This is a genomic window from Maricaulis sp. D1M11 (assembly GCF_047308265.1).
Taxonomy (GTDB): domain Bacteria; phylum Pseudomonadota; class Alphaproteobacteria; order Caulobacterales; family Maricaulaceae; genus Maricaulis.
Window position 1 is genome coordinate 74,973 of the sequence record NZ_JBKQWY010000007.1, and the last position, 26,319, is coordinate 101,291.

General features: G+C 60.7%; 23 protein-coding genes and 1 tRNA gene. 10 read left to right on the forward strand and 14 right to left on the reverse strand.

What is annotated here, in order from left to right; translation table 11 throughout:
- Nucleotides 1-75 precede the first annotated feature (75 nt).
- Complete coding sequence (locus RMQ97_RS11350; RefSeq protein ID WP_413660996.1) at nt 76-1,278, forward strand: NAD(P)/FAD-dependent oxidoreductase; 1,203 nt, start codon at nt 76-78, stop codon at nt 1,276-1,278.
- On the opposite strand, the gene dapD is transcribed toward RMQ97_RS11350, so the two are convergent.
- The 7 genes from dapD to rpmH form a co-directional block, all read right to left on the reverse strand.
- Nucleotides 1,259-2,083: a 2,3,4,5-tetrahydropyridine-2,6-dicarboxylate N-succinyltransferase gene (gene dapD / locus RMQ97_RS11355; RefSeq protein WP_413660997.1), complete on the reverse strand. Its 825-nt coding sequence runs from the start codon at nt 2,081-2,083 to the stop codon at nt 1,259-1,261. The genes RMQ97_RS11350 and dapD overlap by 20 nt on opposite strands.
- Before the next feature lie 2 nt (nt 2,084-2,085).
- The gene (locus RMQ97_RS11360; protein ID WP_413660998.1) at nt 2,086-2,766 is read right to left on the reverse strand and encodes a pyrimidine 5'-nucleotidase; all 681 of its coding nucleotides are present in this window, start codon (nt 2,764-2,766) and stop codon (nt 2,086-2,088) included.
- Nucleotides 2,767-2,827: 61 nt separating this feature from the next.
- Nucleotides 2,828-3,832 (reverse strand): DUF1036 domain-containing protein, encoded by a 1,005-nt coding sequence (locus tag RMQ97_RS11365; protein WP_413660999.1) that lies wholly within the window; start codon nt 3,830-3,832, stop codon nt 2,828-2,830.
- Nucleotides 3,833-3,861: 29 nt separating this feature from the next.
- Entirely contained in the window at nt 3,862-4,431 is a 570-nt protein-coding gene (gene yihA / locus RMQ97_RS11370; protein ID WP_413661000.1) for a ribosome biogenesis GTP-binding protein YihA/YsxC, read from the reverse strand.
- Nucleotides 4,432-4,526: 95 nt separating this feature from the next.
- Nucleotides 4,527-6,317 carry a membrane protein insertase YidC gene (yidC, locus tag RMQ97_RS11375; protein ID WP_413661001.1) on the reverse strand — a complete coding sequence of 597 codons (1,791 nt, stop codon included), beginning with the start codon at nt 6,315-6,317 and terminating at the stop codon, nt 4,527-4,529.
- Between the two features lie 27 nt (nt 6,318-6,344).
- Nucleotides 6,345-6,746, reverse strand: coding sequence for a ribonuclease P protein component (gene rnpA, locus RMQ97_RS11380; RefSeq protein ID WP_413661002.1), 402 nt, complete (start codon nt 6,744-6,746; stop codon nt 6,345-6,347).
- Nucleotides 6,747-6,764: 18 nt separating this feature from the next.
- Nucleotides 6,765-6,899: a 50S ribosomal protein L34 gene (rpmH, locus tag RMQ97_RS11385; protein ID WP_413661003.1), complete on the reverse strand. Its 135-nt coding sequence runs from the start codon at nt 6,897-6,899 to the stop codon at nt 6,765-6,767.
- 206 nt (nt 6,900-7,105) lie between these two features.
- Between rpmH and RMQ97_RS11390 the strand changes: the two genes are divergently transcribed.
- Nucleotides 7,106-8,647: an ATP-binding protein gene (locus tag RMQ97_RS11390; protein WP_413661004.1), complete on the forward strand. Its 1,542-nt coding sequence runs from the start codon at nt 7,106-7,108 to the stop codon at nt 8,645-8,647.
- Between the two features lie 22 nt (nt 8,648-8,669).
- On the opposite strand, the gene RMQ97_RS11395 is transcribed toward RMQ97_RS11390, so the two are convergent.
- Nucleotides 8,670-9,296, reverse strand: coding sequence for a ZrgA family zinc uptake protein (locus tag RMQ97_RS11395; protein ID WP_413661005.1), 627 nt, complete (start codon nt 9,294-9,296; stop codon nt 8,670-8,672).
- Between the two features lie 149 nt (nt 9,297-9,445).
- On the opposite strand from RMQ97_RS11395, the gene RMQ97_RS11400 reads away from it, so the two are divergent.
- A complete protein-coding gene (locus RMQ97_RS11400) occupies nt 9,446-9,799 on the forward strand; it encodes a MerC domain-containing protein (protein ID WP_413661006.1) in 354 nt (117 codons plus the stop codon).
- A gap of 69 nt (nt 9,800-9,868) precedes the next feature.
- On the opposite strand, the gene ggt is transcribed toward RMQ97_RS11400, so the two are convergent.
- Nucleotides 9,869-11,617 carry a gamma-glutamyltransferase gene (ggt, locus tag RMQ97_RS11405; protein ID WP_413661007.1) on the reverse strand — a complete coding sequence of 583 codons (1,749 nt, stop codon included), beginning with the start codon at nt 11,615-11,617 and terminating at the stop codon, nt 9,869-9,871.
- 64 nt (nt 11,618-11,681) lie between these two features.
- Here ggt and RMQ97_RS11410 point away from each other — a divergent pair, with 64 nt between their 5' ends.
- The 7 genes from RMQ97_RS11410 to RMQ97_RS11440 all read left to right on the forward strand — a co-directional run bounded on the left by RMQ97_RS11410 (nt 11,682) and on the right by RMQ97_RS11440 (nt 20,052).
- A complete protein-coding gene (locus tag RMQ97_RS11410; RefSeq protein ID WP_413661008.1) occupies nt 11,682-12,671 on the forward strand; it encodes a P1 family peptidase in 990 nt (329 codons plus the stop codon).
- A gap of 98 nt (nt 12,672-12,769) precedes the next feature.
- Nucleotides 12,770-15,205 (forward strand): glycoside hydrolase family 3 N-terminal domain-containing protein, encoded by a 2,436-nt coding sequence (locus RMQ97_RS11415; protein ID WP_413661009.1) that lies wholly within the window; start codon nt 12,770-12,772, stop codon nt 15,203-15,205.
- 127 nt (nt 15,206-15,332) lie between these two features.
- Nucleotides 15,333-15,409 (forward strand) — tRNA-Arg (locus tag RMQ97_RS11420).
- 217 nt (nt 15,410-15,626) lie between these two features.
- Nucleotides 15,627-16,262 carry a methylamine utilization protein gene (locus tag RMQ97_RS11425; protein ID WP_413661010.1) on the forward strand — a complete coding sequence of 212 codons (636 nt, stop codon included), beginning with the start codon at nt 15,627-15,629 and terminating at the stop codon, nt 16,260-16,262.
- A complete protein-coding gene (locus RMQ97_RS11430; RefSeq protein ID WP_413661011.1) occupies nt 16,262-18,595 on the forward strand; it encodes a putative bifunctional diguanylate cyclase/phosphodiesterase in 2,334 nt (777 codons plus the stop codon). The genes RMQ97_RS11425 and RMQ97_RS11430 overlap by 1 nt, the downstream gene beginning before the upstream one ends.
- A 4-nt stretch (nt 18,596-18,599) precedes the next feature.
- Nucleotides 18,600-19,823 (forward strand): hypothetical protein, encoded by a 1,224-nt coding sequence (locus tag RMQ97_RS11435; protein ID WP_413661012.1) that lies wholly within the window; start codon nt 18,600-18,602, stop codon nt 19,821-19,823.
- Complete coding sequence (locus RMQ97_RS11440) at nt 19,771-20,052, forward strand: hypothetical protein (protein ID WP_413661013.1); 282 nt, start codon at nt 19,771-19,773, stop codon at nt 20,050-20,052. Before RMQ97_RS11435 ends, RMQ97_RS11440 begins: the two co-directional genes overlap by 53 nt.
- Nucleotides 20,053-20,064: 12 nt before the next feature.
- Here RMQ97_RS11440 and RMQ97_RS11445 read toward each other — a convergent pair whose 3' ends face one another.
- From RMQ97_RS11445 to RMQ97_RS11465, 5 genes are all read right to left on the reverse strand, one after another.
- Nucleotides 20,065-20,943, reverse strand: coding sequence for a hypothetical protein (locus tag RMQ97_RS11445; protein ID WP_413661014.1), 879 nt, complete (start codon nt 20,941-20,943; stop codon nt 20,065-20,067).
- A gap of 419 nt (nt 20,944-21,362) precedes the next feature.
- The gene (locus tag RMQ97_RS11450; RefSeq protein ID WP_413661015.1) at nt 21,363-22,028 is read right to left on the reverse strand and encodes a TorF family putative porin; all 666 of its coding nucleotides are present in this window, start codon (nt 22,026-22,028) and stop codon (nt 21,363-21,365) included.
- Nucleotides 22,029-22,057: 29 nt separating this feature from the next.
- Nucleotides 22,058-22,216, reverse strand: coding sequence for a hypothetical protein (locus RMQ97_RS11455; RefSeq protein WP_413661016.1), 159 nt, complete (start codon nt 22,214-22,216; stop codon nt 22,058-22,060).
- Between the two features lie 110 nt (nt 22,217-22,326).
- On the reverse strand, nt 22,327-23,691 hold the full coding sequence (locus tag RMQ97_RS11460) for an ammonium transporter (RefSeq protein WP_413661017.1): 1,365 nt from the start codon (nt 23,689-23,691) through the stop codon (nt 22,327-22,329).
- Nucleotides 23,692-24,262: 571 nt separating this feature from the next.
- Nucleotides 24,263-26,245, reverse strand: a complete 1,983-nt coding sequence (locus tag RMQ97_RS11465) for a methyl-accepting chemotaxis protein (RefSeq protein WP_413661018.1) — start codon at nt 26,243-26,245, stop codon at nt 24,263-24,265.
- Nucleotides 26,246-26,319 lie beyond the last annotated feature (74 nt).

Genomic DNA, 26,319 nt, shown 5'->3' on the forward strand with positions numbered 1-26,319 from the left:
TTCGAGCTTGTCGGTGTAGCGGCGCATCAGCGCAGCATGCTTGGCAGACGCCCCCGACGCCGCATAGTTAGAGGTATGTCCGATCGTCCTCTTGTCATTATTGGAGCGGGTCCCGCCGGCCTTATGGCCGCCGAGACACTTGTCGCGCAGGACCAGCGTGTGGAGATCTATGACCGCATGCCTACTCCGGGACGCAAATTCCTAATGGCGGGGCGCGGCGGGCTCAATCTCACCCATTCCGAGGAGCGGCGGGATTTCCTGTCGCGTTATCATGATGCCGCGGACTGGCTGGAGCCCATGATCGAGGCGTTCAGCCCTCAGGATCTGCGCGCATGGGCTGATGAGCTGGGCGCGGAAACCTTTATTGGATCGTCCGGCCGGGTGTTTCCCAAAGCCATGAAGGCTTCTCCGCTCCTTCGAGCCTGGCGGCGGCGACTGGAAGACCAGGGGGTGGTGTTTCGCCTGCGTCATGACTGGCAGGGCTGGGACGGGGCGGAGTTGGTTTTTAAGACACCGGATGGACAGACTCGCGTCGAGGCGGACGGTCTGATCCTGGCACTGGGGGGCGCAAGCTGGCCGAGACTGGGGGCGGACGGAGGCTGGGTGGCCCGTCTGGGCGCGGATCAGGTGACGCCGTTCGAGCCTTCGAATGCCGGCGTGGAGATTGGCTGGAGTGAGGTTCATAAGACCCGCTTTGCCGGGGCACCGCTCAAGAACATCGCCGTGCGCTGCGGAGAGGTTTCACGCCAGGGTGAGATGGTGATCGCGGAATACGGTCTTGAAGGCGGTGCTATTTATGCGCTGGGTGCGAGCTTGCGAGCGGGTCTGGCGTGTGGGGATTGCGAGATTTCGGTCGATCTTCGACCGCAACAGACCGTGGAGGCGGTGACAGCCAAGCTGACCCGGGCCCGCAAGGGGGCCAGTCTTTCCACCCGTTTGACCAAGACGCTGGGTCTCAGCGCTCAGGCCGCCAGCCTGGTGCGTGAGGCGGGGATGCCGCCGCGTGATGAGCTGGAGCTTGCTCGGCGGATCAAGGCCATCCCCTTGCACGTTGAACGCATGCGGGGACTGGAGCGCGCGATCTCCTCCGCTGGAGGTGTCAGGCGCGATGCGCTTGGAGAGACATTGATGCTGCGCGATCGCCCGGGCGTGTTTGCGGCCGGAGAAATGCTCGACTGGGACGCTCCGACCGGCGGATATCTACTGCAAGCCACGTTCGCGACAGGCCGGGCCGCCGCGAACGGTTTGCTTGACTGGCTTAACGCAAAAGCTCGTTGATCGCGGTTTTCGAACGGGTCTGCGCGTCGACAGTCTTCACGATCACGGCGCAGGCCAGTGAGGGACCACCCTTGGGGTCGGGTAGGGAGCCCGGCACGACGACGGAATAGGCCGGCACTTCGCCGCGGGTGATTTCACCAGTTTCGCGATTGACGATCTTGGTGGATTGACCCAGGAAAACGCCCATGGACAGGACGGCGCCTTCGCGCACGATCACGCCTTCGGCGACTTCCGAGCGCGCTCCGATGAAGACATCATCCTCAATGATCACCGGACCTGCCTGAAGCGGTTCGAGAACCCCGCCAATGCCCACGCCGCCAGAGATATGGACGCGTTTACCGATCTGTGCACAGCTTCCCACCGTCGCCCAGGTATCGACCATCGTGCCTTCACCGACATAGGCGCCAATATTGACATAGGACGGCATCAAGACGGCGCCCTTGGCGATATGAGCGCCCCGACGTACAGCACAGGGCGGAACGGCGCGGAAACCCGCTGCCGCAAACTCGGCTTCGGTCCAGCCTTCAAACTTGGACGGAACTTTGTCCCACCATTTTCCGTTGGCGACCCCCCCCTCGACCAGCCCCATCGGGTTGAGGCGAAAACCGAGCAGGACGGCCTTCTTGAGCCATTGATGGACCACCCAGTCTTCGTTTCCGGACTGGCTGGCGACGCGGGCTTCACCGCTGTCCAAAAGGCCGATGGCAGCTTCAACAGCGTCACGCACCTCGCCGGTCGTCTCGGCGGTGACGGCGTCGCGGTTATCCCAGGCGGTTTCGATGGTGGTTTGCAGGTCTTGGGTCATGATCAGTCTTTCGTTTCAGCCGTCCGGATTTCGCCAAGAAAACTTGGCAGGCAGTCCACTGCGAAGTGAACATGGTCCGGGTGATCGTCAGGGGCGGCGCTTTCTTCGTCGCGCGGCCCGGGTTTGGCACGTACCAATACGGTGGTGAAGCCCAGTTCGTGGGCTGTTTTAAGATTGCGGATACTGTCCTCGAACATCACCGATTCTGCCGTTGGCAGGGCATGCCGGTCCACGAAGCGCGCAAATCCGTCGGGATGCGGTTTGGGAATGAAGTCGGCGGCCTCGACGTCGAAAATATCCTCCATCAGATCGGCAATGCCCAGATGACCGAGAATGTTTTCGGCGTGTTTCACCGATCCATTGGTATAGATCAGGCGGCGACCCGGCAGGCGTTCGATATGGGTTCGTAATCTCGGATCCGGTGTGATCACCGTGGCGTCGATATCATGAACAAAATCCATGAACTCCCGAGTGTCGACCTGGTGGTGTTTCATCAGACCGGAGAGCGTGGTGCCATACGTGCGCCAGTAATGCTTCTGGGTCGCGCGGGCTGTTTCACGGTCCACATCCAGCAGCCGCGAGACATAGTCTGTCATGCGTTGATCGACTTGGCTCATCACCGCCGCATCGGAGGGGTAGAGCGTATTGTCGAGATCGAACACCCAGTGGGTGATATGGGTCATGTCGGCGCACATGGGCGCACCCTTTCCAGATGACGGGCGTAAGGAGCCAGGATAGCTTGGATCAGTTATCGCCTGTGGCGACAAAATCAATCTCCGTCAGCGTCATCTGCACACCCCCGTCTTCGGGAGCGGGAATCCGGCGGTAATTGACGGCTTGGTATCCGCGGCTTTCACACTCATCGCGTCCTTCCGCCAAGAAGCGGGCCGGCGCCATGCAGAACACATCCTCTCCACCCAACAGGGGAAGAACAGCGTCATCACGTTCGCGCTGGGCGTAGACAAACATGCTGTCGGTGCCCAGGTGATCGGCCGAGACGCGTGCACATTGGCCAATGTACAGGCGCCACCAGCCTCTGGCTTCCCAGATATCCTCGCGGCGTTGGGCAATAGCCACAGAGACATCACCGCCACTATTATTGCACACGGTAAGACCCGAACGCGCATTGCGTTGCAAGGACGCCGCTTCCAGAGCATCAAGCAGGGCAGGCCCTGTGACACCGGACCCCAGCCCTTGCTGACGACGAAAGGCCGCGGCGGCGTTATTGGTGCGCCGTCCGACATAACCATCGACGGAGGCAACCTCGAAGCCGGCGGCCTGGAGCAGGCGCTGCAGGCCCGCCTCATCGGCGCGGCGTCCGAAATCCTCAGGTTCCGCCAGAATCGTACGATTGCGCTGCTCACCCTCACGAACAAAAAACTCGCGGGTGGCCAGACCAAGCGCGGAACACTGGGTGTTCATAAGGATATCAAAATCGGTTTCGTCGACACAGAGCGAGACGGTGCCACGCCATTCGCGTACGCCACCGAGATAGGCCGCCGAGGTTTTGGCATAGATGTAAACCGGAATGTCCGGGTCGAGGTCCTCCGTGCCGGGCAATTCCTCGCACTCATCGGGCCGCACCCGTGTCCAGCCACGCACTGTGACACCGTTTTCCACGGGCCAGGCCGTGGCGACCTGTACGATATAGCTGGTCTCATTGCACATCTCGTCGGCCCGGGCGGACGATGGAGCCCAGACAATGAGTGCAGACAGGCAGAGGGCGAGGGAGAGAAAACGAAACGCCATCATGCCAATTCCTTACTTGCCGAACGCGCCTATTGCTGGATCAGAGCCGCAATTTCAGCCCGTATCATATCCAGTCCTGTTCGTTTTGCACTGGAAGTGGCGACAAGGCGAGGGAAGGCTGCAGGGCGTTTCATGATTGCGGTTTCTGTTTCCTCAATCATACGCTGGGCCTGGCCGGGTTTCAGCTTGTCGAGCTTGGTCAGGACTATCTGATAGCTCACGGCCGCCTCGTCAAAAACGTCCATAATGCCCTTGTCGACATCCTTGATGCCGTGACGGCTGTCGATGAGCACGAAGGCGCGCTTGAGGTTCACACGACCGCGCAGGAAGGCCTTGGTCAGTCGGGTCCAGCGTTCCACCACATCCTTGGGCGCACGCGCATAACCATAGCCCGGCAGGTCGACAATGCGCATCTCGCCACCCGCGGTCTCGAAGAAGTTAAGCTCGCGAGTTCGGCCGGGTTCACCGGACGTCCGGGCCAGGGCTTTTTGCCGGGTGATGGCATTGATCAGCGAGGATTTGCCAACATTGGAGCGACCGGCAAAGGCAACCTCCACCTTGTCCGGCGCAGGCAGGTGGTCGAGCGATACCGCACCCATCAGAAAGGTGGAGGGACGCGCAAAGAGCTGGTGTCCGGCCTGGCGATCCAGGCCGAACGGCAGGTCTGCGTTATCGGAATCCGTGTCCTTATCAGTCAGGACTCATCTCCCTTGGAGCCGTTGCGCAAGCGCGCGATCAGCTTGTCCAGCTGGGTTTCATTCCCGTGGCGTCGCATGATCACATATTGCTGCCCCACCGAGAGCAGGTTGTTCCACGTCCAGTAGATCACCAGACCCGCCGGGAAATTGGCCAGCATGAACATGAAGACCCAGGGCAGGAAGGCGAAGATACGCGCCTGCATCGGATCCGGCGGCGGCGGGTTCAGCGCCTGCTGCGCGGCCATGGAGACCGCCATCAGGATCGGCCACAGTCCCACAGCTAGGAAGCCGCCGATCAGCCAGACACCGCTCGGATCCCACGGAATCAGACCGAAGATGTTCCAGATCGTGGTCGGGTCCGGAGCGGCCAGGTCGTTGATCCAGCCCACGAATGGCTGGTGACGCATCTCAAGGGTCACGAACAGGGTTTTGTAGAGCGCGTAGAAAATCGGGATCTGGATGAGGATGGGCAGACACCCGGCAACCGGATTGATCTTTTCGTTCCGGTAGAGCTCCATCATCGCCTGTTGCTGTTTTTGCTGGTCAGAGGCGAAGCGTTCGCGGATTTCCTGCACCTTGGGCTGCACGGCCTTCATTTTCGCCATCGAGGCATAGGCACGGTTGGCGATCGGGAAGAAGATCAGCTTGACCAGTACGGTCACGGCCAGGATGGCAGCACCGATACCGCCCAACCAGCCGCTGAAGAAGTTCAGCAAAATGAAGTACGGGCGGGTCAGGAACCAGAAATTGCCCCAGTCAACGGCCAGATCGAAATGATCAATCTCCAGATCGCTCTGATAGGCCTGCAATACGTCCACTTCCTTCGCACCGGCGAAGACACGTGATGTGGAGCTGTGGCTGGAGCCGGGCTGAAGCGCGATCGGTTGGGTGACATAGCGTGAGGTAATGACCAGTTCGCCATTTTCCGAGCTGGCGCTGAACTCGCCACCAAAGCGCACCGTCTGGTCCGGAATCGCGGCCGCCAGCCAGTATTTGTCGGTAATTCCCATCCAGCCGCCATTGCCGATCCAGGTCTCTTCATCGCCGGCATCGATATTGTTGTATTTCACCTGGTGACGACGACCATCCACAACGCCGATCTGGCCTTCGTGGAGAATAAAGAAGTTCTGGAAATACTCCGGCACACCATAGCGGCGCACTTCACCGAACCGTGCCAGGCTGATCGGGCTGTCAGTGGTGTTGGTGACCGTGTCCTCATAGGTGACCATATAGTGTTCATCGATGGTCAGTGTGCGGCGGATCTCGACCCCGTCGGCGGTGAAACCGATCACCACCGGTGTTGTTTCCGTTAGCGTGTCGCCGGAGATGATCTCCCACTCGCTGTCGGCGCGGGTGATGTCGAACAACTGACTGCCCTCGACACGGGACCAGCCATCGCGGGCGAAATAGGCATTGTCCAGGCCTTCCGGGCTGAGCAGGGTCACACGCGTCTCATCATCCACCGCGACAGCGTATTGGCGCAGGCGCAGATCATCGAGGCGGGCTCCTGTCAGAGCGAAACTGCCGACCACGTCCGTCGCGTCGATATTGATCCGGGCACCGTTGGGATTGAAACCGGTGGGGCGGGAGTCTGCGGCCTGGGTTAGACCATCGGTCAGACCTTCCGCGAGTTCACCGTCTTGTTGTTCCATCGCCTGTTGTGCCAGTTCGGCGGCACGCTCGGCTCTTTGACGTTCGGCCTGTGGTCCAAGGACCAGGAATTGGTAGCCCAGCAAAATGATCGCGGACAGGCCAATGGCCAGAAATAGATTGCGGTGTTCGCCCATGTTACGACACGGCCCCTTCTTGGTCGGCTATCGCCCCGGACCTTGCGGTCTGGATGATGTCTGATCTGGCTTTGTCCCGCCCCCCGACGGGGCCAAGCTGGTCAATGCGCTCTCCACATCGGCCAGCAAGCGTAGCCAGTCGCGATCAGGCGTTGAGGCCCGCGCAATGAATACATAGTCAAAGCCGGGCTGTCCGTGGAGAGGGAGTAGCAGCCGCGCGGTCTCTCTCAGGCGTCTTTTTGCCCGGTTCCGGATCACGGCATTGCCAATCTTGCGGGTTGCGGTGAAGCCGGCCCCGCATTGATCCGGTGTGCCATTGGCATTGACCTGGATCACCACGCCGGACCGGACCGCCTTGCGGCCCTTTGCGGCATGTAAAAACTCACGCCGCTTTTTCAGCCGAGTGAGGGCTGGCGGCGTGAGTGTCATCGTCAGGCAGAAGCTGTCTTAGGCGGACAGGCGTGCGCGGCCCTTGGCACGACGGCGAGCCAGAACCTTACGGCCACCTTTGGTGGCCATGCGCGCACGGAAGCCATGCCGACGCTTACGGACGAGCTTGGACGGTTGAAATGTGCGTTTCACGGGCGCGCTCCTACAGGCGATCAAAAATGCGAGCGGCGGCTAATACGCGGGGTAGAGCCTGCCGTCAAGGGGCTGCACCGTTGAGCGCAGCAGAGTGAAGGGCATTTTTGCAGTCTGTGCCTGTCATGTCACCCCTTGTCTTCGCCCCGCTCCCGAAGGGATCAGGCTTGTTGAGACCGCGAGCGTAGGCTATTGCGCAGGGAGTCATGCACGATACCCATTCCAAATCCGAGTCAGGTCAGTCCGTTGAGGGTCTTTCCGATACCGCAGCGGTGTCGCCGGTGCGCTCGGGCAGAGCGGGGCTGTCAAAGGCGCTTCGGTCGACCTTCCGTGCCGCGTTCGAAAGCCTGGCCGGGCAATTGTTGTGGGTCACGCTGGGGTTTCTCGCGGTCGGCCTGATCCTTGTCTATTTCATGACCGCTGCGGTGTATCGTCAGCAATGGATGATGGAGCGGATCGAGGCGGCCCACCTCACAGCGCTTGCCGCAGACCTGGCGCCTGGAAATGGTCCGGGCGATATGGATGTGCGCACCTTGCTACGTGGCGCCGATGCGATAGCCGTGGCGCGGGTGCGGGGTGGAATGAATGAGCTCGTGCTTTATGGCGGTCCGATCGATGGTCCCCTGGTGGAAAGCGATCTTCGCACAGCTGGTTTCTGGACCCATGTCACCGACACCATCGATACCTTGTTTGCGCCTGATGGCCGGTATCTGCGGATCCGCGCCTACCCGGAAAACATTGAGGATGATGCGCCCGAGGAAGTGTTGGATGTGATTGTGGTGGAGGCGCCGCTGAAGACGGACCTGCAGGCTTACACCCGTCGTTTCTGGCTCGTCGGGATCTTTGTGGCCCTGGGAGGAGGGGGCGTCGTCTACGGGGCGCTATTTGCGTTTTTTGTGCGCCCGATGCGCGGACTGGCCGGGGCGATGGTTCGCTTCAGTGCGGACCCGGACGATCCGGACCGGATGATCCGTCCCACGGGGCGTCCGAACGAAATCGGCCAGGCCGAACAGGAATTGGCGGACATGCAGGTGGATATCCGTCTCGCCCTGCGTGAACGCGAACGGCTCGCGGCTCTGGGAGCAGCGGTGGCCAAGATCAATCATGATCTTCGCAATGTTCTGACCAGTGCCCAGCTCGTATCCGACCGGCTTGCGGGTGATTCTGATCCGCGCGTACGGGGAATGGGCGAACGCCTGGTGCGCGCCGTCGATCGCGGGGTGCGCCTGTGTGAAGCGACGCTGGCATTCGGTCGTGCTGACGAGACACCGCCCGATCCTGAGTGGGTGGCTGTCAGCGACCTGCTCGATGAAGCCGCCGGGGATGCAATGATGTCAGAGGGGCAGGTCGCATGGTCAAACCATGTTGATCTCGACCTGGAGCTTTCCCTGGATGCGGACCAGGCCCACCGGATTTTTCTCAATCTCTTCCGTAATGCCATTCAGGCCATGCGGGACGCGGCCGTGCGCGAACCCGATCGAGACCTGGCGCTGAGTGCGCGGGCAGAGCGGGTCGGCGAGATCTGGCGGATCGAAATCGAGGATACCGGACCGGGTCTGCCCCAGAAGGCACAGGACAATCTTTTCCAGGCCTTCACGGGATCCAGTCGCAAGGGCGGTACGGGCCTGGGGCTTGCCATCGCACGTGAGCTCAGCCGGGCCCATGACGGTGAGCTTGAACTGGTTTCCACCGGCCCGAGCGGGACGGTGTTTGCAGTCTGCCTGCCGGACACCGCCCGCCGTGATTAGTCAAGCGCAGCCGTAAGCGGGATCAGCGACCCAGATCGATGCGCGTGCGTGTCGGCGTCAGTTCCGCTGCAGTCTGACGGCGATCATCCAGATAGGTCACGTCCAGCGTCTCCAGACGCGGCAGGGTGTTGAACACGCCTGTCAGGTCCAGGCTGCGCAGGGCGTTTTCACACTGAAAGACATAACTCAAGCCGAGATCGGAGTGGGTGGTTTCGGCTGGGGCCGCATGATCATGACCGTGATGGTCGTGGCCATGTTCTTCATGAGCATGGTCGTCGTGGCCGTGCTCCTCATGAGCATGCTCGTCGTGCCCGTCGTGATGGTCATGTGTCTCGTGAGCGTCAGTGGCCGGAGCAATATCCAGCGGTTCCGGATCAACGCTACGGGCCTGCGCGCTGACGAACTGGCATCCAGCATCAGTGTTGAACCCGAAAATCTCCGGTCGGGTCAGGCTCGCTGTCACGGACTGGATGTGTTCCATCTCCTCCTCGGACCGCGGAGCGCGTTCGAAGCCAAAAGCTGTGTCTGAAGGCAATTCCAGCAGGATTTCGACGCGACCATTGGCATCGGCTGCGATGCCGGCCGTGCCGACCCCATGGACGTGCTGAAGCGCGAAAACAGCCCCGGTCAGGGCAAGCGGGAGGAACATGAAAACCTCGATCTGAAACTGTGGCGGCTGGATCTCCGGCCTTGTAACCACGGGATGTTACACTATAACGAAAGGCGTATTCAAGGCGATCAGCCGTATTGGCGGTGCCGATCACAACCTTACAGCGTTTCGTTCAACAGGGGTATCCCATGCGACGTGAAGACACTCTCGGTATCTGCCTGTCCGGTCTGTGTGTGGTGCACTGTCTCGGGATACCGATCCTGATTGCCTTGAGCCCCGCCCTGGGTTGGATGGAGCAGGAATGGGTTCACCTCCTGCTGGCCTGCCTGGCGCTCGTCGTGACGCTCTGGGCCATGCGCAACTGGTCGCGTGGTCTGGTGCTCAAGCTTCTCGCCTTTGCGGGTCTGGCGCTCCTGTTCACGGGCGCGCTGGCCGAAGTCAGTGAGACCGTCGAACGTGTCATCACTGTAGCAGGTGCCAGCGGCCTGGCCTTGGCACACTTCTTCGGGCAGCGTGGCGATGCCATGTTTCGCCGATCCTGAACACTGTCCTAAATACAGTCCCAGACGCGGTCGTGGAACGCCGATGGAGCGGGGGCGGTCCTGACGGGATCAGGGCTGCCGGGCGACACCTTCGCGGCGACGGTCGGCCCCGCCGATCAGCGTGCCGTCATCCATCTGCCGGACGATATGTAAGCCGGAGTTTTCACCGCGATTGGCATCGAGCGTAAAGCCGAGCTCTGCTAGGCCGTCCAGAATGGCCGGGTCCATGCCGTCTTCGATACGCACGACGTCACCGCGGGCCACGACGTTGGGCAAGTCGATGGCCTCCTGGGGTGTCAGGCCCCAATCGAGCATGGCGACCAGCGTCTTGGCCGTGTAGGCGATGATCGATGATCCGCCCGGCGACCCTGTCGCCAGAACAAAATCTCCGTTCTCATCAAACACGATCGTGGGTGACATGGACGAGCGCGGCCGCTTGCCGCCTTCCGGTGCGTTGGCGATCGGGCGACCGGCGGCATCCACAGGTGTGCGGGAGAAATCGGTGAGCTGATTGTTCAGGAAAAATCCGCCGGCCATGCGGTGGGAGCCAAACACGCTCTCGACGGTCGTCGTCATGGAAACGACATCGCCATCCGCGTCCACGACCACAAAGTGGCTGGTGCCCGGGACATCGGGAGTTGCATCCTCTGCAGGTGCGTCTACCCCGTCCGGAATGCCCGCAAGCGCTGTGTCCATGGCCGTGTCGCGATCGATCAGGGCAGAGCGGCGGTTGATATAGTCGGCGTCCAGAAGCCCTTCGACAGGCACATCAACAAAGGCCGGGTCGGCGACATACGCATCGCGATCAGCATAGGCCAGGCGGCTGGCCTCGATGAAACGGCGCCAACCTTCCAGCGTGTCCGGCCCGGTTGCGGACATGTCATAGGCTTCGAGAAGACCCAGAATCTCATTCACGGTGGTGCCGCCAGAGGCAGGCGGAGGGGCGCCGCAAATCTGATAGCTGCGATAAGTCCGACACACCGGTTCGCGAACCAGCGGCTCATATGCCGCCAGGTCTGCCAGTGTCAGTGTGCCCGGGCGTGGCTCGGCCTGGACAGCCGCAATAATCTCCTGCGCAATGGGCCCTTCATGCAGGGCGCGAGGATCGTCAGCCAGTGCCCGGACGGTGTCGGCATAGGCCGGATTGCTCAGGACATGTCCGGCAGGCAGGGCATCGCCTTCTGCATCAAAGAAATAGGCGCGCGGGGCGGGCCATTCATCCAGCGGCGTGCGGGGGGCCATGCGCGCGATAAAACCGGCCAGGCGGGGCGAGATTTCAAAACCCTCATCGGCGAGCGCTTCAGCGTGATCAAATCCGGCGGCCCAGTCGAGTTCACCATGATCGGCATGGGCGCGGGCGAGCATGGGAATGGCACCAGGAACCCCCACCGAGTGCCCCGAGAAGATGGCATTGAAAAAGCCCAGGGGTTGCCCCGTTTCGTCCAGGAATAGGTCGGGGCCGGCTGTGGCGGGCGCCGTTTCACGACCATCATAGACCGTGAGATCACCGGACTGCGCATCGAAATAGAGCAAAAACGCGCCACCCCCGAGACCGGAGCTTTGCGGTTCGACCAGACCCAATACGCTCTGTACGGCTATGGCGGCATCAATCGCATCACCACCCTGGCGCAGGGCCTCTAGACCGGCCTCCACAGCGTGTGGATTGGCAGCGGACACCATGGCTGGTCCCGCCATTGTCGAGGGTTGCGACGGCGTGCCCGGGGTGTTGTCCACCGGTTGTGGCGTATCGGCAGACCCGCAGGCCGCCAGACCCAATGCCAGTGCGCTGACAGAAAGCGTGTAGAAAAAACGATTCATGGACTTGCCCCTCGCCAAACTCCCGGCACCATAGCGCGGTTCATTCACAGATAAGAGGCCGATTATGGCAGCGCCAGGTATTCGAAACAGTCTGACTGATGTGGCAGGCCTGAAAGTCGGTCAGTCCGAGGACACGCGTGTGAAAACAGGGGTGACGGTCATCCTGCCGGATGAGCGCGCTGTGTGTGCCGTGGATGTGCGCGGCGGCGGGCCGGGAACGCGTGAAACGGACGCCCTGGCCGCACATACGCTGGTGGATGCGGTGGATGCCGTCGTCCTGTCCGGCGGATCCTCCTATGGTTTGGCCTCGGGGGATGCCGTCGTGGCGGCGCTGGGTGCGCGAGGGCGTGGATTTGGGCTTATGGAATTGCCCGGCGTTCCGCGATCGCCAGTGGTTCCCGGCGCCATTCTCTATGATCTGGCGAATGGCGGGGACAAGGACTGGGGCGAGGACCTGCCTTATCGGCGCTTAGCCCGTGAGGCGCTGGATCGTGTTGATGTGGATTTTTCACAAGGCGCCCATGGTGCGGGCCATGGTGCACGTGCGGGGGCGCATGCCGGTGGCACGGGATCGGCCAGCTGGGTCACGGATGACGGCTTCACGGTCGGTGCACTGGTGTGTGTCAATTCTTTCGGGTCTGTGACCCTGCCGGGACAGGACAATATCTACTGGGCCTGGCCTGTCGAGCAGAATGGCGAATTCGGCGGCCGCCGACCGGATGTAGCTGCTCAGCAATGCCTGTCACTGGATGACTGGGGGGCGGCCAAGATCAATCCGGGCGCGCGTGAAAACACGACGATTGCCTGTGTGGCCACGGATGCGGCGCTGACACCGGCCCAGGCCCAGCGCTTTGCCATTATGGCCCAGGACGGGCTGGCTCGCGCGATCCGTCCCATCCACACTCCGTTTGATGGTGATGTGGTCTTCGCATTGTCCACGGGGCAGGTGGTGCTGGGAGACGCGGCCGAGCTGACACTCGCGCGCTTGGGCTCCATCGCCGCGGACTGTCTGGCTCGGGCTGTCGCCCGCGGTGTTTATGAAGCGCGGCGCTAGGACCGCGCCACCTTCAGATTTCAGGGTTCGTGTTTGCAATTGACAACGTAGTCAATCTACTATCCGCTTAGAGGTGATCCGGGGAGGGAGAACCGATCATGACCAACACACACCGTCTGGTCCGCCTGCCGCGCAGGGGATGGGCCTTTTTTTTGGGACTGGTTTTGATACCGCTATCATCGTGCGGGGAGGCGTCGTCGTTCCAGACAGAGAATGAACTCGTGCCGTATCGCGATGCATCCCTTCCTGTGGAGGTCCGCGTTGAAGACCTGCTCTCGCGCATGACGCTGGACGAGAAAATCGCCCAGATGATCGGAATCTGGCAGAACAAGAACGAAATCCAGACCCCCGACGGGCAGTTCTCGGCAGAGCAGGCCCGGGCCAACTATCCGCATGGTCTGGGGCAGATCTCACGCCCTTCGGATCGTCAGGGCATCGAAACAGCGACCACCGCAGCCGGCGCAAATGCCGGCGTGTCCAATCGCGATGAGGCGGAAACGGTGGCTTACGTCAACGCCGCCCAGCGCTGGGCCGTGGAGGAGACGCGCCTGGGCATTCCGCTGCTCTTTCATGAAGAGTCCTTGCATGGTTATGCCGCGCCTAATGCGACCAGTTTCCCGCAATCCATGGCGCTTGCTTCTAGTTGGGACCGGGCGCTGATCGAAGACGTGTTTTCTGTGGCCTCTCGGGAAATGCGGGTCCGCGGAGTGCATTCCACCTTGGCGCCTGTGGTAGATGTGGCACGAGATCCGCGCTGGGGACGGATTGAGGAAACCTATGGTGAGGATCCGTTTCTGGTCTCTGAGGTCGGGCTCGCGGCCGTGCGCGGTTATCAAGGTGAAGCTCTTCCGTTGGCGGATGATCGGGTGTTTGTCACCTTGAAACACATGACGGGGCATGGTCAGCCGGAGAACGGGATCAATACGGGTCCGGCCCAGGTGTCCGAGCGGGAATTGCGGACCATTTTCTTCCCTCCGTTTGAGCGGCTCGTCAGGGAATTGCCTGTCCAGCAGATCATGGCCTCGTACAACGAGATCGACGGTGTCCCCAGCCATGTGAATTCCTGGCTCTTGCGCGATGTTTTGCGCGAGGAGTGGGGGTATGAAGGCCTGGTCGTGAGTGATTATTTCGGTATTCGCGAGACGCTGACCCGGCACCGCATGTTTGAAACGCTTGATGAGGCCGCCTTGCGCTCACTCGAAGCGGGAATTGATGTTGAATTACCGCACGGCGATGCATTCCTCACCTTGTCCCGGCTTGTCGAGGAGGGGCGTGTGGACGAGGCGCAGATCGATGAAGCGGTGCGCCGTATCCTGTATCTGAAATTCCAGGCCGGCCTGTTTGAAACCCCCTATGCTGATGCAGACCGGGCGCAGGTGCTGACGGCCAATGCAGACGCCCTGGCACTGGCGCGGCGCGCGGCGGCGCGCTCGATCATTCTTCTCGAGAATCGCAATGAAACCCTGCCCCTGGATGCCGATACGCTGGGGCAGCTGGCGGTGATTGGCACGCATGCTGTGGATACCCCGATCGGGGGTTATTCAGACCAGCCACGCCATGTTGTCAGCGTGCTTGAAGGTTTGCAGTCAGCCGGCGAGGGTCGCTTTGACGTCGTGTATTCCGAAGGCGTCCGTGTGACACAAAGCCGGGAATGGGCTGCGGATGAGGTGGATCTTGTCGATCCCGACATCAATGCTCGATTGATCGAAGAGGCGGTCGCGATTGCGCGCGAGTCCGATGTGGTCGTGCTGGTCCTGGGGGAGAATGAGCAGCTCTCCCGTGAGGCCTGGTCTGACGGGCATCTGGGCGACAGGGCAGATCTCCAGCTTGTTGGTCAGCAAATGGACCTGGCCCGGGCACTCTTTGAGCTCGACAAACCCGTTATTGTCCTCCTGCTGAACGGCCGCCCGCTTGCGGTGACAGAACTGGCCGAACGGGCCGATGCCCTTCTGGAAGGCTGGTATCTGGGTCAGGAAACCGGGCATGGCGTGGCGGATGTCATCCTGGGCGATGTCAATCCGGCCGGGCATTTGCCGGTCTCCATACCTCGCAGTGTGGGACAGCTGCCCGTCTTCTATAACTACAAACCGTCAGCGCGGCGCGGCTATCTGTTTGACGACCACACCCCGCTTTATCCCTTCGGGTACGGGCTGTCCTATACCCGGTTCGAGATCTCGGCGCCTCGCCCGCTTGCGCAGCGCATCACGGCCGGCCATCCCGCTCGGGTCGAGGTGGATATCACCAATACCGGCAGCCGAGCGGGAGAGGATGTCGTTCAGCTCTATCTGCGAGACGAGGCCTCGGTTGTGACACGGCCGATCCGGGAGCTTGTCGGTTTTGAGCGCCTCCACCTGGAACCTGGCGAGACGCGGACCGTGACCTTCGAGATCTCGCCCATGGCGATGGGGGTCTGGGATCTCGACATGCAGCGCGTGGTGGAACCGGGGCGGTTCACTGTGATCGCCGCCTCGGATTCCCAGTCGGGTCAAACGGCGTCGTTCGAGGCGATTGCCCCGGATGGAGCGCAAGAATAGGCCCGTGTTCAAGGGACTGCAGAAGATCACACGATCAGCTGCAATCGAGCGGAAAGGGGCCTTGCCAAGCCCCCGGACCCCGAGTAGGTTCCGCGCCTCTTCGGGACACATCCCGGAAACACGGCCTGCACCGGTAGCTCAGCTGGATAGAGCACCAGACTACGAATCTGGGGGTCGGGGGTTCGAATCCTCCCCGGTGCGCCATTACTTCGCTCTCACGGCAATTCGCTTCGCTCACGCCTCCGATGAGGCGGGTTGACCGCCCGGCGCGGTCGTCTCAAGGCTATGGGGTGTAAAGTCTGTACCGGCCGGCGTGTCATTTCCCGATTTCACGCAAACTTGATCCTTGAACTCGCCCCAGCTCGGTCCGGGAGGGGGCAGCCTAAGTCGACATTAAACAATTTACCCTAGTGACGGGGGCATGAAACACCTGTTCGTGCTCTGGGTCAGCCTGGCCCTCGTGATGCTTGCCCGGCCCGTGGCCGAGGCTGACGACTATTCGCTCTTTTTGCGCAATGCCCAGAATGAGGGCGTCGGTGCGGCTCTGGTCACGCTCCACGCTCTGGACGTGCAGACCCCGAGTGTTGAGCCACAGCCGGATCTGGAAGTGCGCCAGAGGCATTTGCAGTTTGATCCGGGTATCCTGATCGCGCCCGTGGGCAGCGCCGTCTCCTTTCCAAATGATGATGATACCGGCCACCACGTCTATTCTTTCTCGCCGGCGAAAGTGTTTGACCTGCGCCTGATTGCCGGCGGGCAGTCCGAAGCGGTCCGGTTTGACCAGGTCGGTCCCGTCGCTATTGGCTGCAATATTCACGACAATATGGTGGGGTTCATCCATGTGGTGGATACACCCTGGGCGGTGATGTCCGATCACAGCGGGCTAGTCATAATTCCGGACGTGCCCGATGGCCGATACCGGCTCCAGATCCACCATCCCGATCTGCGCGGCCGTGACAAGGTCTACGAGGCCCAGATTGAACTCAGCGGTGAGCGGGTCGTGATGGATTATGAGCTGGATCTGCGCCGATCCCGCCAACGCCGGAGTCGTTATTGATGGTCTCTCTCAAATGGCGTTTCCAGCCCAAGCTCACCTTGTTGTATTCGGTCCTGTTTCTGGCCATTTTCCTGCCGGTGATTGCTATTGTTCAGGCCGCAGTCGTGAACGGAGTAACACGGTCTGTCGAGCGTGAGCTGGACGCCAGTGGTGCTGTGTTCGAACGCCTGCTGGCCCTGCGCGGTGCTCAGCTGGAACAAAACGCCCTGGTTCTGTCCGGTGATTTCGGCTTCCGCGCGGCGGTCGCCACCGAGGATGCGGCCACGATTGAGTCAGCGCTGTTCAATATCATCGACCGTATCGGTGCGAGCCGGGGTTTTGTCGTGGACCTCGATGGACAGATCACCGCCTCAACGGACGGGTGGACCGGCGAGGTATTTGACTATTTTGACCAGCTCGACGAGGCGTTCACGGTTTCGGGTGCCGCGGTTCTGGATGAACGGCCGCACATTCTGGTGTCTGCACCGGTGCGCACGCCGCTGCTTGCGGGGTGGGTCGTGTTCGCGATGGAGCTCGATGCCGCAGCAACCACCGAGCTGGAAGGCCTCTCTCCCGTTCAGATCCAGGCACGTATCCGTCATGGAGCCGATGCAGAGTTCGCCGATCAGGCACTGGGGCAGACCCTGGAAGGCGGGCATCACCCGGTGAGCTCAATCGAGATGGACGGTGAGTCCGTTCTCGCTCATTTTGTGGCATTGCCGGTCATGGAGACCAGTGCGCCGATTACGCTTGTCCTGACCCACCCGCGGGATGTGGCCTTTGCGCCCTATCGCCAGATGTTCTGGATTATTGGCGGGCTTGGCGTGGTCGGCATGGCCATTCTGGCGGGAGGGAGCTGGTTCCTGTCCGCACGGGTGACGCGGCCCCTTGCGGCCCTTACCCGGGCTGTGGACCGTTTGAAACATGGACAGCGAACGTCCGTGCGCGTCGACAGTCATGACGAGTTTGCCGAACTCGCAGCCGGATTCAACACGATGTCAGAAGAGATCTCCGCCCGCGAGGATGCCATGACCCACATGGCCCTGCACGATGCGGAAACCGGGCTGCCCAACCGCCGGGGTCTGCAGGACTGCCTGTTGTCTGTACTGGAACAGGCCGAACGCAAGGCCGGCACTCTGCTTCTGGGCCTTCGGGTGAAACGATTTGCCAATGTGCGCGCGGCGATCGGATATGATCTCTCGGCAGACTATCTCAATTGTATCGCCGAGCGTCTGCGCCAAGGCGAGGCGGAGGTGGCCCGGTTGAGCCTGGACACGCTGGTTGCCCTTATTCCGCGTGAACCGGATGCAGATCTGACGGTTCTGGCGGCGGAACTGCATCGCACCCTCGGTGTCGCGGTGGCGCTGGATGATGTCTGTGTGGACGTCAATGCCACGTTGGCCCTGGTCGAGATCGGGGTGGTGGATGAGGGCGTGGACCGTCTGGTGCAAAGTCTGGAACTGGCACTGGACCATGCTGAGGCGGAGGGTCTGCAGAGCATCGTACATGATCCTGAACGCATTCAGGATCCGGCCGAAAACCTGTCCTTGATGAGCGATATGCGCGCGGCTCTTGAGGCCGGGGGATTGCAGCTGCACTACCAGCCCAAGGTCGAGACCCGATCCGGACGAGTGACAGAAGTCGAGGCCCTGCTGCGCTGGATCGACCCTCAGCGCGGTTTTGTACCGCCGGACGTGTTTGTCGAGATGGCAGAGGAAACCGGTCACATCATCGCCCTGTCAGAATGGGTCGTGGAGCAGGCTCTGTTGGATCAACAGCGATGGTCGGCGGCAGGTCTGGATCTGACCATCGGTATCAACATGTCGGGGCGTCTTCTGGCCAATGCCAGCTTCACAGATTTTGTGATCAATGCTGTTCGGGCGGGCGATGCCGAACCCGGGCGGGTGGTTTTGGAAATCACCGAAACGGCGGTCATGGACGATCCCGCAACAGCTCTGGTGCAATTGCACCGCCTGCGCAATGCGGGTTTCTCGCTGTCGATAGATGATTACGGCACTGGGTTCTCATCCCTGACCTATCTCAAGGACCTTCCCGTCGACGAGCTGAAGATCGACAAGAGTTTTGTCATGGAGCTGGCCTCCAATGAGCAGGACCGTGTTCTGGTGCGTTCAACGGTCGAGCTGGCCCGCAGCCTGGGTCTGAAAGTCACGGCTGAAGGGGTTGAGGATGCTCAAACCCTGACCGCCTTGCAGCTGTTCGGCTGCGACTACGCCCAGGGCTATTACATCTCCAAGGCCATCCCGGCAGATGCACTTCAGGCCTTCGCACACAGTTGGAACGAACGTGCCGGGTCCGCGGACGCCGACAACCCGCTTTTGGAGGCACGGGGATAACATGATGCAACGCGCTGTAAGTGGAGTGCTGGCCGGGGTGCTGGTCAGCTCGGTCGCGCAGGCCCAGTCCGACTGGTGGGGTGAAGAGCGTGTGGCGACGTATCTTGATCTGCGGGCCGCGGTCACGGATGGGCCGGCCAGCTGGACCGAGGACGGGATCGGCAAATCCCGGTTTGGAGACGGAGGGACAGACGCATCCCTTCATCTCGCGGAGGCCGGATTGGTCTGGCGGCCCCAGATCCACTGGTCGCTGAGTGGCTATGTTCATGTGCAGTATGATGAGCACCAATCCGACCCTGTCGGCCTGGTCGAGGGTTTTGTTCGGTATCGCCCGGTTCCGCGTTCAGCTTGGCGTTGGTCGGGTCGGGCCGGTGTTTTTTATCCACCCGTTTCGCTCGAGCATGAGGAAGAGGCGTGGGCGACAGAGTTCTCCCTGACGCCCTCCGCGATCAATAGCTGGATTGGCGAGGAGGTGAAGGGGGCCGGGCTAGAAGTCTCGGTCGAGCGCGAACTCGGCGACCATCTCCTGTCGGCCACGGGCGGACTGTTTGGCTATAATGACATATCCGGGGTCTTCTTGCGGTATCGCGGCTGGGGGCTTCACGATGTGAAGACCAATTTTGGCGGTGATTACAAGGTTGTCGTTTATCCCGGACATATCGGTACCGTGCGCCCGTTCGAAGAGAGCGATGATCAGCCGGGGCATTACCTGCGCCTCGACTGGTCTCCACGACCGGGCGTGAACCTCTACGCGATCCACTGGGACAATAACGCCGACCTGGCGACGCGCACGCGGACCAGCCGGGCGTGGAGAACCGACTTTGTAAACATGGGTCTGGACTGGGAGTGGACAGCGGATCAGCGTGTTCTGGCCCAGGCCATGCGCGGGTCCACGCGTGTGGGAGAGCAGCTCCTTCCCGGCCGACACGAGATCGACCTCGATTTTGCCTCAGCCTATGTCATGTGGGTGACGCAGATGGACCAGCACACAGTGTCTGTCCGTGCCGAAGTATTCGAGATCGAGGATCACAGTTCTGCGGGTGTCGCCAATTGGGGTGAAGACGGTTGGTCCGGGCTGGCGGCCTGGCGCTATCGTCGTGAGAACGGTCAGGCCCTGTCTGTCGAACTCCTTCACATCGAGACTGATCGTCCGCGGTTTGCCAGTTTCGGTCTGGATGAAGACCAGTCACGGACCCAGTTGCAGGTCGGATGGCGTTTGCGTCACTGAAGCCGGGGTTGAGGGCATTCGGGCGGCGGCCGAGTTCTCCCACTGGGTGTTATGGCCACCGATCGCGGTCGATACATTCATCGTGTCGGGCTGGCTGTCCCAACGCCTGAAGCTGGGCGAGCTGAAGATGAATGGTATGGCCTATATGGTCCTTGCTGGCGTGATCGTGGCGCTGACTTTGTTCGTCGTTCCCTTCACGGTGGCTAAATTCATCTGTTTCCCGGTCTAATACAAAACAGGACTAGCGGTCTCCATAACCCAGATAGAAGACGGTACGACCGGCCAGCATCTCTTGAATGGCGATGGCCGGTGCTTCTGCGTCTGTCGTTGCAGGATCAGCGGGTTTGTACATTTCGGCCAGATCCGAGCTCAGGCGAGCCAGCTGTGTCTGAGGCATGGGCGTGTCGCGCAGAAAACCCAGATAGGTCGCACCGACCCCGAACAGTCGCCAGCCATGCTCCTCTTCGAGGTAACGTGCGAGAACCAGGTTCTCGGCGGGGCTGAAGTCACCGTGGAAGTAGCCATTCGGCAAAGCGACGAGAGCATCCGCGGCGCGCGAAACCGGTACAATCTGGATCAGAGATCGTTTCTCCCGTGGCACAGAACTGAGATCAACACTCAACACACTGGGTATCGGGCCGTCCGGCGGGGTCCAGTATCTCCGGGTTTTGAGGTCGCGAAACTGGATAGCACCGATTTGGTGTTCCATATTCGCCAGCCGAATGGGTAATTCTTCCGGCGTAGAGAAATGACCTCTGTGTTCTCCCGCTTCGAAACAGGAGGCCGGGAGACCGGAGATGTCATGGCCATCCGTCCTGTCGAGATCGTGGGCGTGGATGGCGTGGCCTGATGTGTAGAAGGCCTGGTGCAGGTCATCGAGTGTTGCCAGGAGGTAGGCGCCGGGATGGCGGGGGGCCGTCTCGCGCACAATGATCTCGATCTCCTGGAGGGTGAAATTGCCTGTCACCTCATAACCGGGACACATTAGCGGGCAGAAGGATTTGACGCTTGCCGGGTCATATCGGGTGATGGTCGTATAGGGAGGTTTGGTGTCGTCCGGATCGCGAGGTGCTGGGATGGTCTCGGACGTTCCAAAAAGGTATTTCAGCCAGGACAGCATGGTAGTCTCCCGAACCCGCGCCACAGGGTGTATTTCCTCCACGCATAAATCATTCTTTGGATACGGGATGCAAACGTTTCAATTCAGCTTGCCAGCACCTGTCTCGTGGTTAATACTTTCGTCATGAGACTGATTGCGGTGGCGATACAGGCAGGCCATGCCACCGCGTCTCGGGTACGCGTCCACACAGTGCAACTGCGCCGCTCTCGGTCGGGATTTATCTCCCCGTGATCTCACAGCCGCGAGCGCCGGTATTCGGGAGCCCCTTACCCCGCACTGTGCTGGGCGCGCACACGATCCGCCCTCCGGTCGTGTGTCCTGTCTCTGGTCGACTGGCAATGGCACAGGTGATCACCTAAACTCAACGAAAAGGCCCCGGATGTTGCCATCCGGGGCCGTCTTTCGTGTGGTTCTGTGACTTAACCGCCGAAAGACTGGGAGATTGTGAAGACCACGGTTTCATTGCCGCCATCTGACAGCTCGTGTACGCGCAGATCCCATCCGATATCGTTGAGCACAGTGCCCGACAGACCGATCTGATAGTCTTCATAGTCCAGGAAATCGAATTCATCGGAGAAGCGGGAGACACCGATGGCCCCGTCCAGGGTGATGCCTTCGAAGATCTCCATGGCCAGTCCCGTGGACAGGTATACCGCTTCACCGGTGTCGAGATAGAATTCCGGGGAATAGGCCACACCGCCCGACCAGGTGAGCGGTCCGATATCCTTGCTCACATTGCCGTAGGCTTCGAAGAAGTTCTGGTCGTCCGGGCTGTCGGGATAGGCGTAGAGCAGACCGCCGATGTCCCAGTCGAAGCCGGCAGCAGAGAAGGTGTAACCGCCATAGAAATCGATCTCCATGGTGGTGTCGTCGCCGAAATCGACGCTGGACGCCCAGGTGCCGGCATAAAAGCCGCTCTCGTGTTCATAGTCGAAACCGCCGGAAATGGCCGGGCCGTTATCGGTTTGTGTGATGCCCCGGAAGACATAATCGGTGCTCAAAGCCACATTGCCGGTGATCTGGGCAGAGGCGGCACCGGTCAGCAGGGCGGCGGACAGGGCGGCAAGGGTCAGGGTCTTTTTCATGACAAACTCCTAGAACTTGAAACAGATGATTAGCGGGTTGCAGTGGGAAAACGCGGCGCGCTGGGGCTGGACACGCGGTCCGGAGTGCGTTTCAGCGCGATGCGGTTGGCCTTCAGACCGGGACCGGATTTGGGAGCAGAACGACGCCAGGCCGTGGCCTTTTGCGATGCGGTATCTGGTTCCATCATGGTTTCCATTGATCCTTCAGCGTTGATGTCTGGGGCGAGTTCAGCGGCTCTGGCCTGGGTGGCGTCCGGTGCGGGAAATCCCGCACCGGTTGCCTGTCCATCAGCCCCGGCTAGTCCAGAGCCTCGGATTTTCCCGCAGGGGCCGGCGTGCCGGCGTTCAGGAAGACGGCACCAGCCGCGTGTCCGAGTTCGGAGATGTCACCGCCGACAACTTCCGCTTCCGGTGAGAGGCGAATGCCGAGCGTCATCTTCAGAAGCAGCCAGATGACGAAGCTTGTACCGAAGACAAAGGCACCGATCGCCAGCACACCCACGGCCTGACCGAAGAAGGTGGCGTCGCCATTGGTGAAGGGTACGGCCATTGTGCCCCAGATGCCGGCGAAGAGGTGGACCGGGATGGCGCCGACCACGTCATCGATACGCACGGCTTCAAGGAGCTTGGCGCCGAAGGTGGCGATGACCGAACCGATCGCACCAATCCAGATCGCGTCAGCGATGGTCGGTGTCAGAGGTTCGGCGGTGATGGCGACAAGACCGGCCAGGGCACCGTTCAGGCAATAGGCGAGATTGGCCTTGCCTCGACCGAGCAGCAAAGACAGCACGTAGGCGGTCACGACACCTGCGGCTGCAGCCATATTGGTGTTGGCGAAGATCTGCGAAATAGCCACGGCATCAACAGCGGATCCCAGGGCCAGCTGCGACGCACCGTTAAAGCCGAACCAGCCGAACCACAGAATGAATGTACCTAGTGTGGCGAGCGGCAGGGAGGACGGTTCCATGGGTTGGGCATCCGGACCGAAACGGCCAGAGCGGGCACCGATCAGGATGGCGCCGGCCAGGGCGGCCCAGCCACCGGTCGAGTGAACAAGCGTGGATCCGGCGAAGTCAGAGAAGCCGAAATCGGCATCCAGCCAGCCGCCACCCCATTCCCAGGCACCCTGGATCGGATAGATGAAGCCGGTCAGGGCGATCACGAAGATAAAGAAGGAGCCCAGCTTGACGCGTTCGGCGACTGTGCCGGAAACGATGGACGCTGCAGTAGCGACAAACACCATCTGGAAGAACCAGTCCGAGGCGGCCGCATATCCCGTATCCAGGGCGATGCTTTCATCCGCAGCCGTTTCCGATGGCGACCACGGCCAGGCATGGCCGAAGAAGGGCGTATCACCGCCATACATCAGATTATAGCCGACGGCGAAGAACATCAGGCCTGCAATGGAGTAGAGCGCGATATTCTTGAGGCAGATGGCAGCGGCGTGCTTGGTCCGCACAAATCCGACTTCCAGCATGGCGAAGCCCGCGGCCATCAGCATCACCAGAAATCCGCCAATCAGGAAAAGAAGCGTATTGAAGACGAATGCGGTCTCTTCAGAGACCTCTGCCGAAGCCGGGGCTGAGGCGAGAATGCCCAGTCCGGTGGCGGCGAGAGCGCCCAGAAGCAAACGCTTCTTGAGCTGAGATTTACGATCAAACATATGATCCCCCTGGTCTTTCTTGCGGTGGCCCACTGCAAGTCCGCGCAGCATGGCCGTCCACGCCTCCCGGCGCGGGTCACGGTTTCTCAATCGGGATCCGACCAGTGGACGGCGCGGCGTCGCGCCAGAACCGGGTCAAAATCCACCTCATCCCGTGGGAGAGGCCGGATGATCAGGGTGCGATCTGTGGATAAGTGTGCTTTTGCATCTCTTATGTGACGACGCTAGACGGGGGCGTGGTGCGCCGCAACAAAATTCTCATAAATGAAGATATGCAAAATATTATAGGCGCAAAAATGCCACAAAGGCGTTCCATTCGAAAAAATATTCGAATCCACTGGGCGGGAGGTGAGGGTTTTTGGCGTCAGGAAACGTCGTTTTAGGGCGCTTTGCTGCAGCGCAGTGTTATCCGAACGTTAAAACTCTTGGCAAGAATACGGCAGGCGTCAAACCTCATGCTCGTGTCGTGGGTGGTGGTTTCGGGAATGCCCAAAAAGAATGCCCTCCTGCCACCTTATGCAGCAGAAGGGCGCTCAGAACCTGGTTTCGACCGCATCGGCCAGGTTTCGGGTTAGATCTGACCCTTGATGATCCGGATGCCGCCGCGATCCTCGTCTATCCAGACGATCTCACCCAGACAGTCCTGTCCTTCTGACGTCAGTCGGAGTGTCTCACCGGGTTGCGCCCCGCGCAGGCCATCAATGCACAACCCTCCGGGCGAGCGATTGATCAGATTGACCCGGCATTCCTGCCCCTTGCGAACCAGAAGGAGGGTTTCCTGGTCCGATGGCTCACGCATATGGGCGCGCTTGTCGGCACCTGCCAATTCGTCGTCGAGGGCCTTGGAGAGCGTGTCCAGCTCGGCCAGGACGATCTTCGATTCCCGATCGAGATCCGCCAGCATATCGAACGCGGCCTGTTGCTCTCCCGCCCGGAATGTATCAACTGCCTGGATGGCCAGCTCATGGAAGCGCGCGTGGGGTTCCTCCACAGCCTTGAAGGCGGGGTGATTGCGTATGGCGGCGTTATCCATTGCATCATACCAGCGTCCCAGACGACAGCCATGATGGTCCGGCATGTCCTGGGCCTGCCAGTCATCGCGTCCCAGAACGACATCCACGACACGTTTGCGGAACATGATGTGATCAATTCTCACCATCTGACACAGTGATCTGTGACTATCTGCCCGGAACCAGCCTTCGGCATTTTTCAGGAAGCTGTCATTTGAGGTCTGAAGCGCCCGGTTCATATCCGACAGGCGTTCCCCATTATCCGTCGCCAGTTCAGCCACCCCGTTGATGGATCTCGAGATCTCCTGGCTGGACGTTTTTTGCTGGTGCAGGATCTGTGAAATATCCTGCATGCGCTCGGTGACGAGCTGAACCTGATTGCCGACTGCGTTGATGGTCGAGGAGGCGGCGTCAATCGTGGACTGTCCGCTCTCAACCGCACCGCGGGAACTGTCGACACTGTCCTGGATCGAGGCCATTCCGGCCTGCAACGCTGTGATGCGCTGGGCAATGTCATCCGTCGCCTTGGCCGCCTGGGTGGCGAGAGATTTCACTTCCGATGCGACGACCGCGAAGCCCTTGCCGGCTTCGCCAGCACGTGCGGCTTCGATGGTGGCGTTGAGAGCGAGAAGATTGGTCTGATCGGCAATGCTCTGGATGACCCCGAGAAAACCACTGATCTGTTCAGAGGCTTCCTGCAGCGCGCTCAGACTGGCCGTGCTCTCATCGGACGCCCGCGCGACATCCGAGATGGATTGGGATGCGCGTTGCATGGCCTCCATGCTCTCCCGGACACTGTCGCGTGTCTGGGTTGCATCCTGGGCTGCACCATTTGAGTTCGACGCGATCTCCTCGACCGAAGCGACCAATTGCTCGGCTGCGGCGGCAATCGCCTGGCTGTTGGCAATGGCTTCATTGGAGTTGTTGGACAAGACGGCCATGTTGAGGGTGACGTCATTGAGATCAACAATGGTGTTGGCGACACTGGTCAGGCTGGCGAGATCATTCTCCTGTTGTGTCGTGTCGCGATGTTCGCGCGCGACGCCATTATCATAGGCATCCTGGGCCAAGGCCATATCCAGGATAAACCGTCCAATCAGGGTCTTGAGTTCACTGCGCAGCCGTTTGGGATTGCGTCCGGACGAGTCGATGAGGTCGTCCGTCAGGTTGAGTAAGATGCGGCCATAGCTGGCGACGTACCAGGAGGTTGGCAGGCCAATCCGGATATGAGCCTCGCCAATCCGGGCTGCACGCCCTTCAAAACTGATGTCCGGATCATCCTTGATCAGGTGCCCCCAGTGGCGGGTCTGAGCGGATTTAAGCCGGTCTACGGCTTCAGGGGGAATAAAGCTGGCCAGTTCCGGTGTCGTACGAACGGCTTGATAGAAGTGGTTTAGATGGTCGGGCAGGCGGGGAGATAGCGTGTCCCAGATCGTGTGGGAGGTATCTGTGTCTGGGCCGCCCGGCATCAGGAATGCCATCAATGCTTCAATCAGCGGGCGAGTGTCGGCGGTTCGGGAATCCGCGATCTGTGGGTCAAGCATGGGCGTCTCCGACTCATGATTTGGGCCGAAGTCTTCGCCTCTGTGGTTTTCAAGGGGTTAACGCCTGATAACCA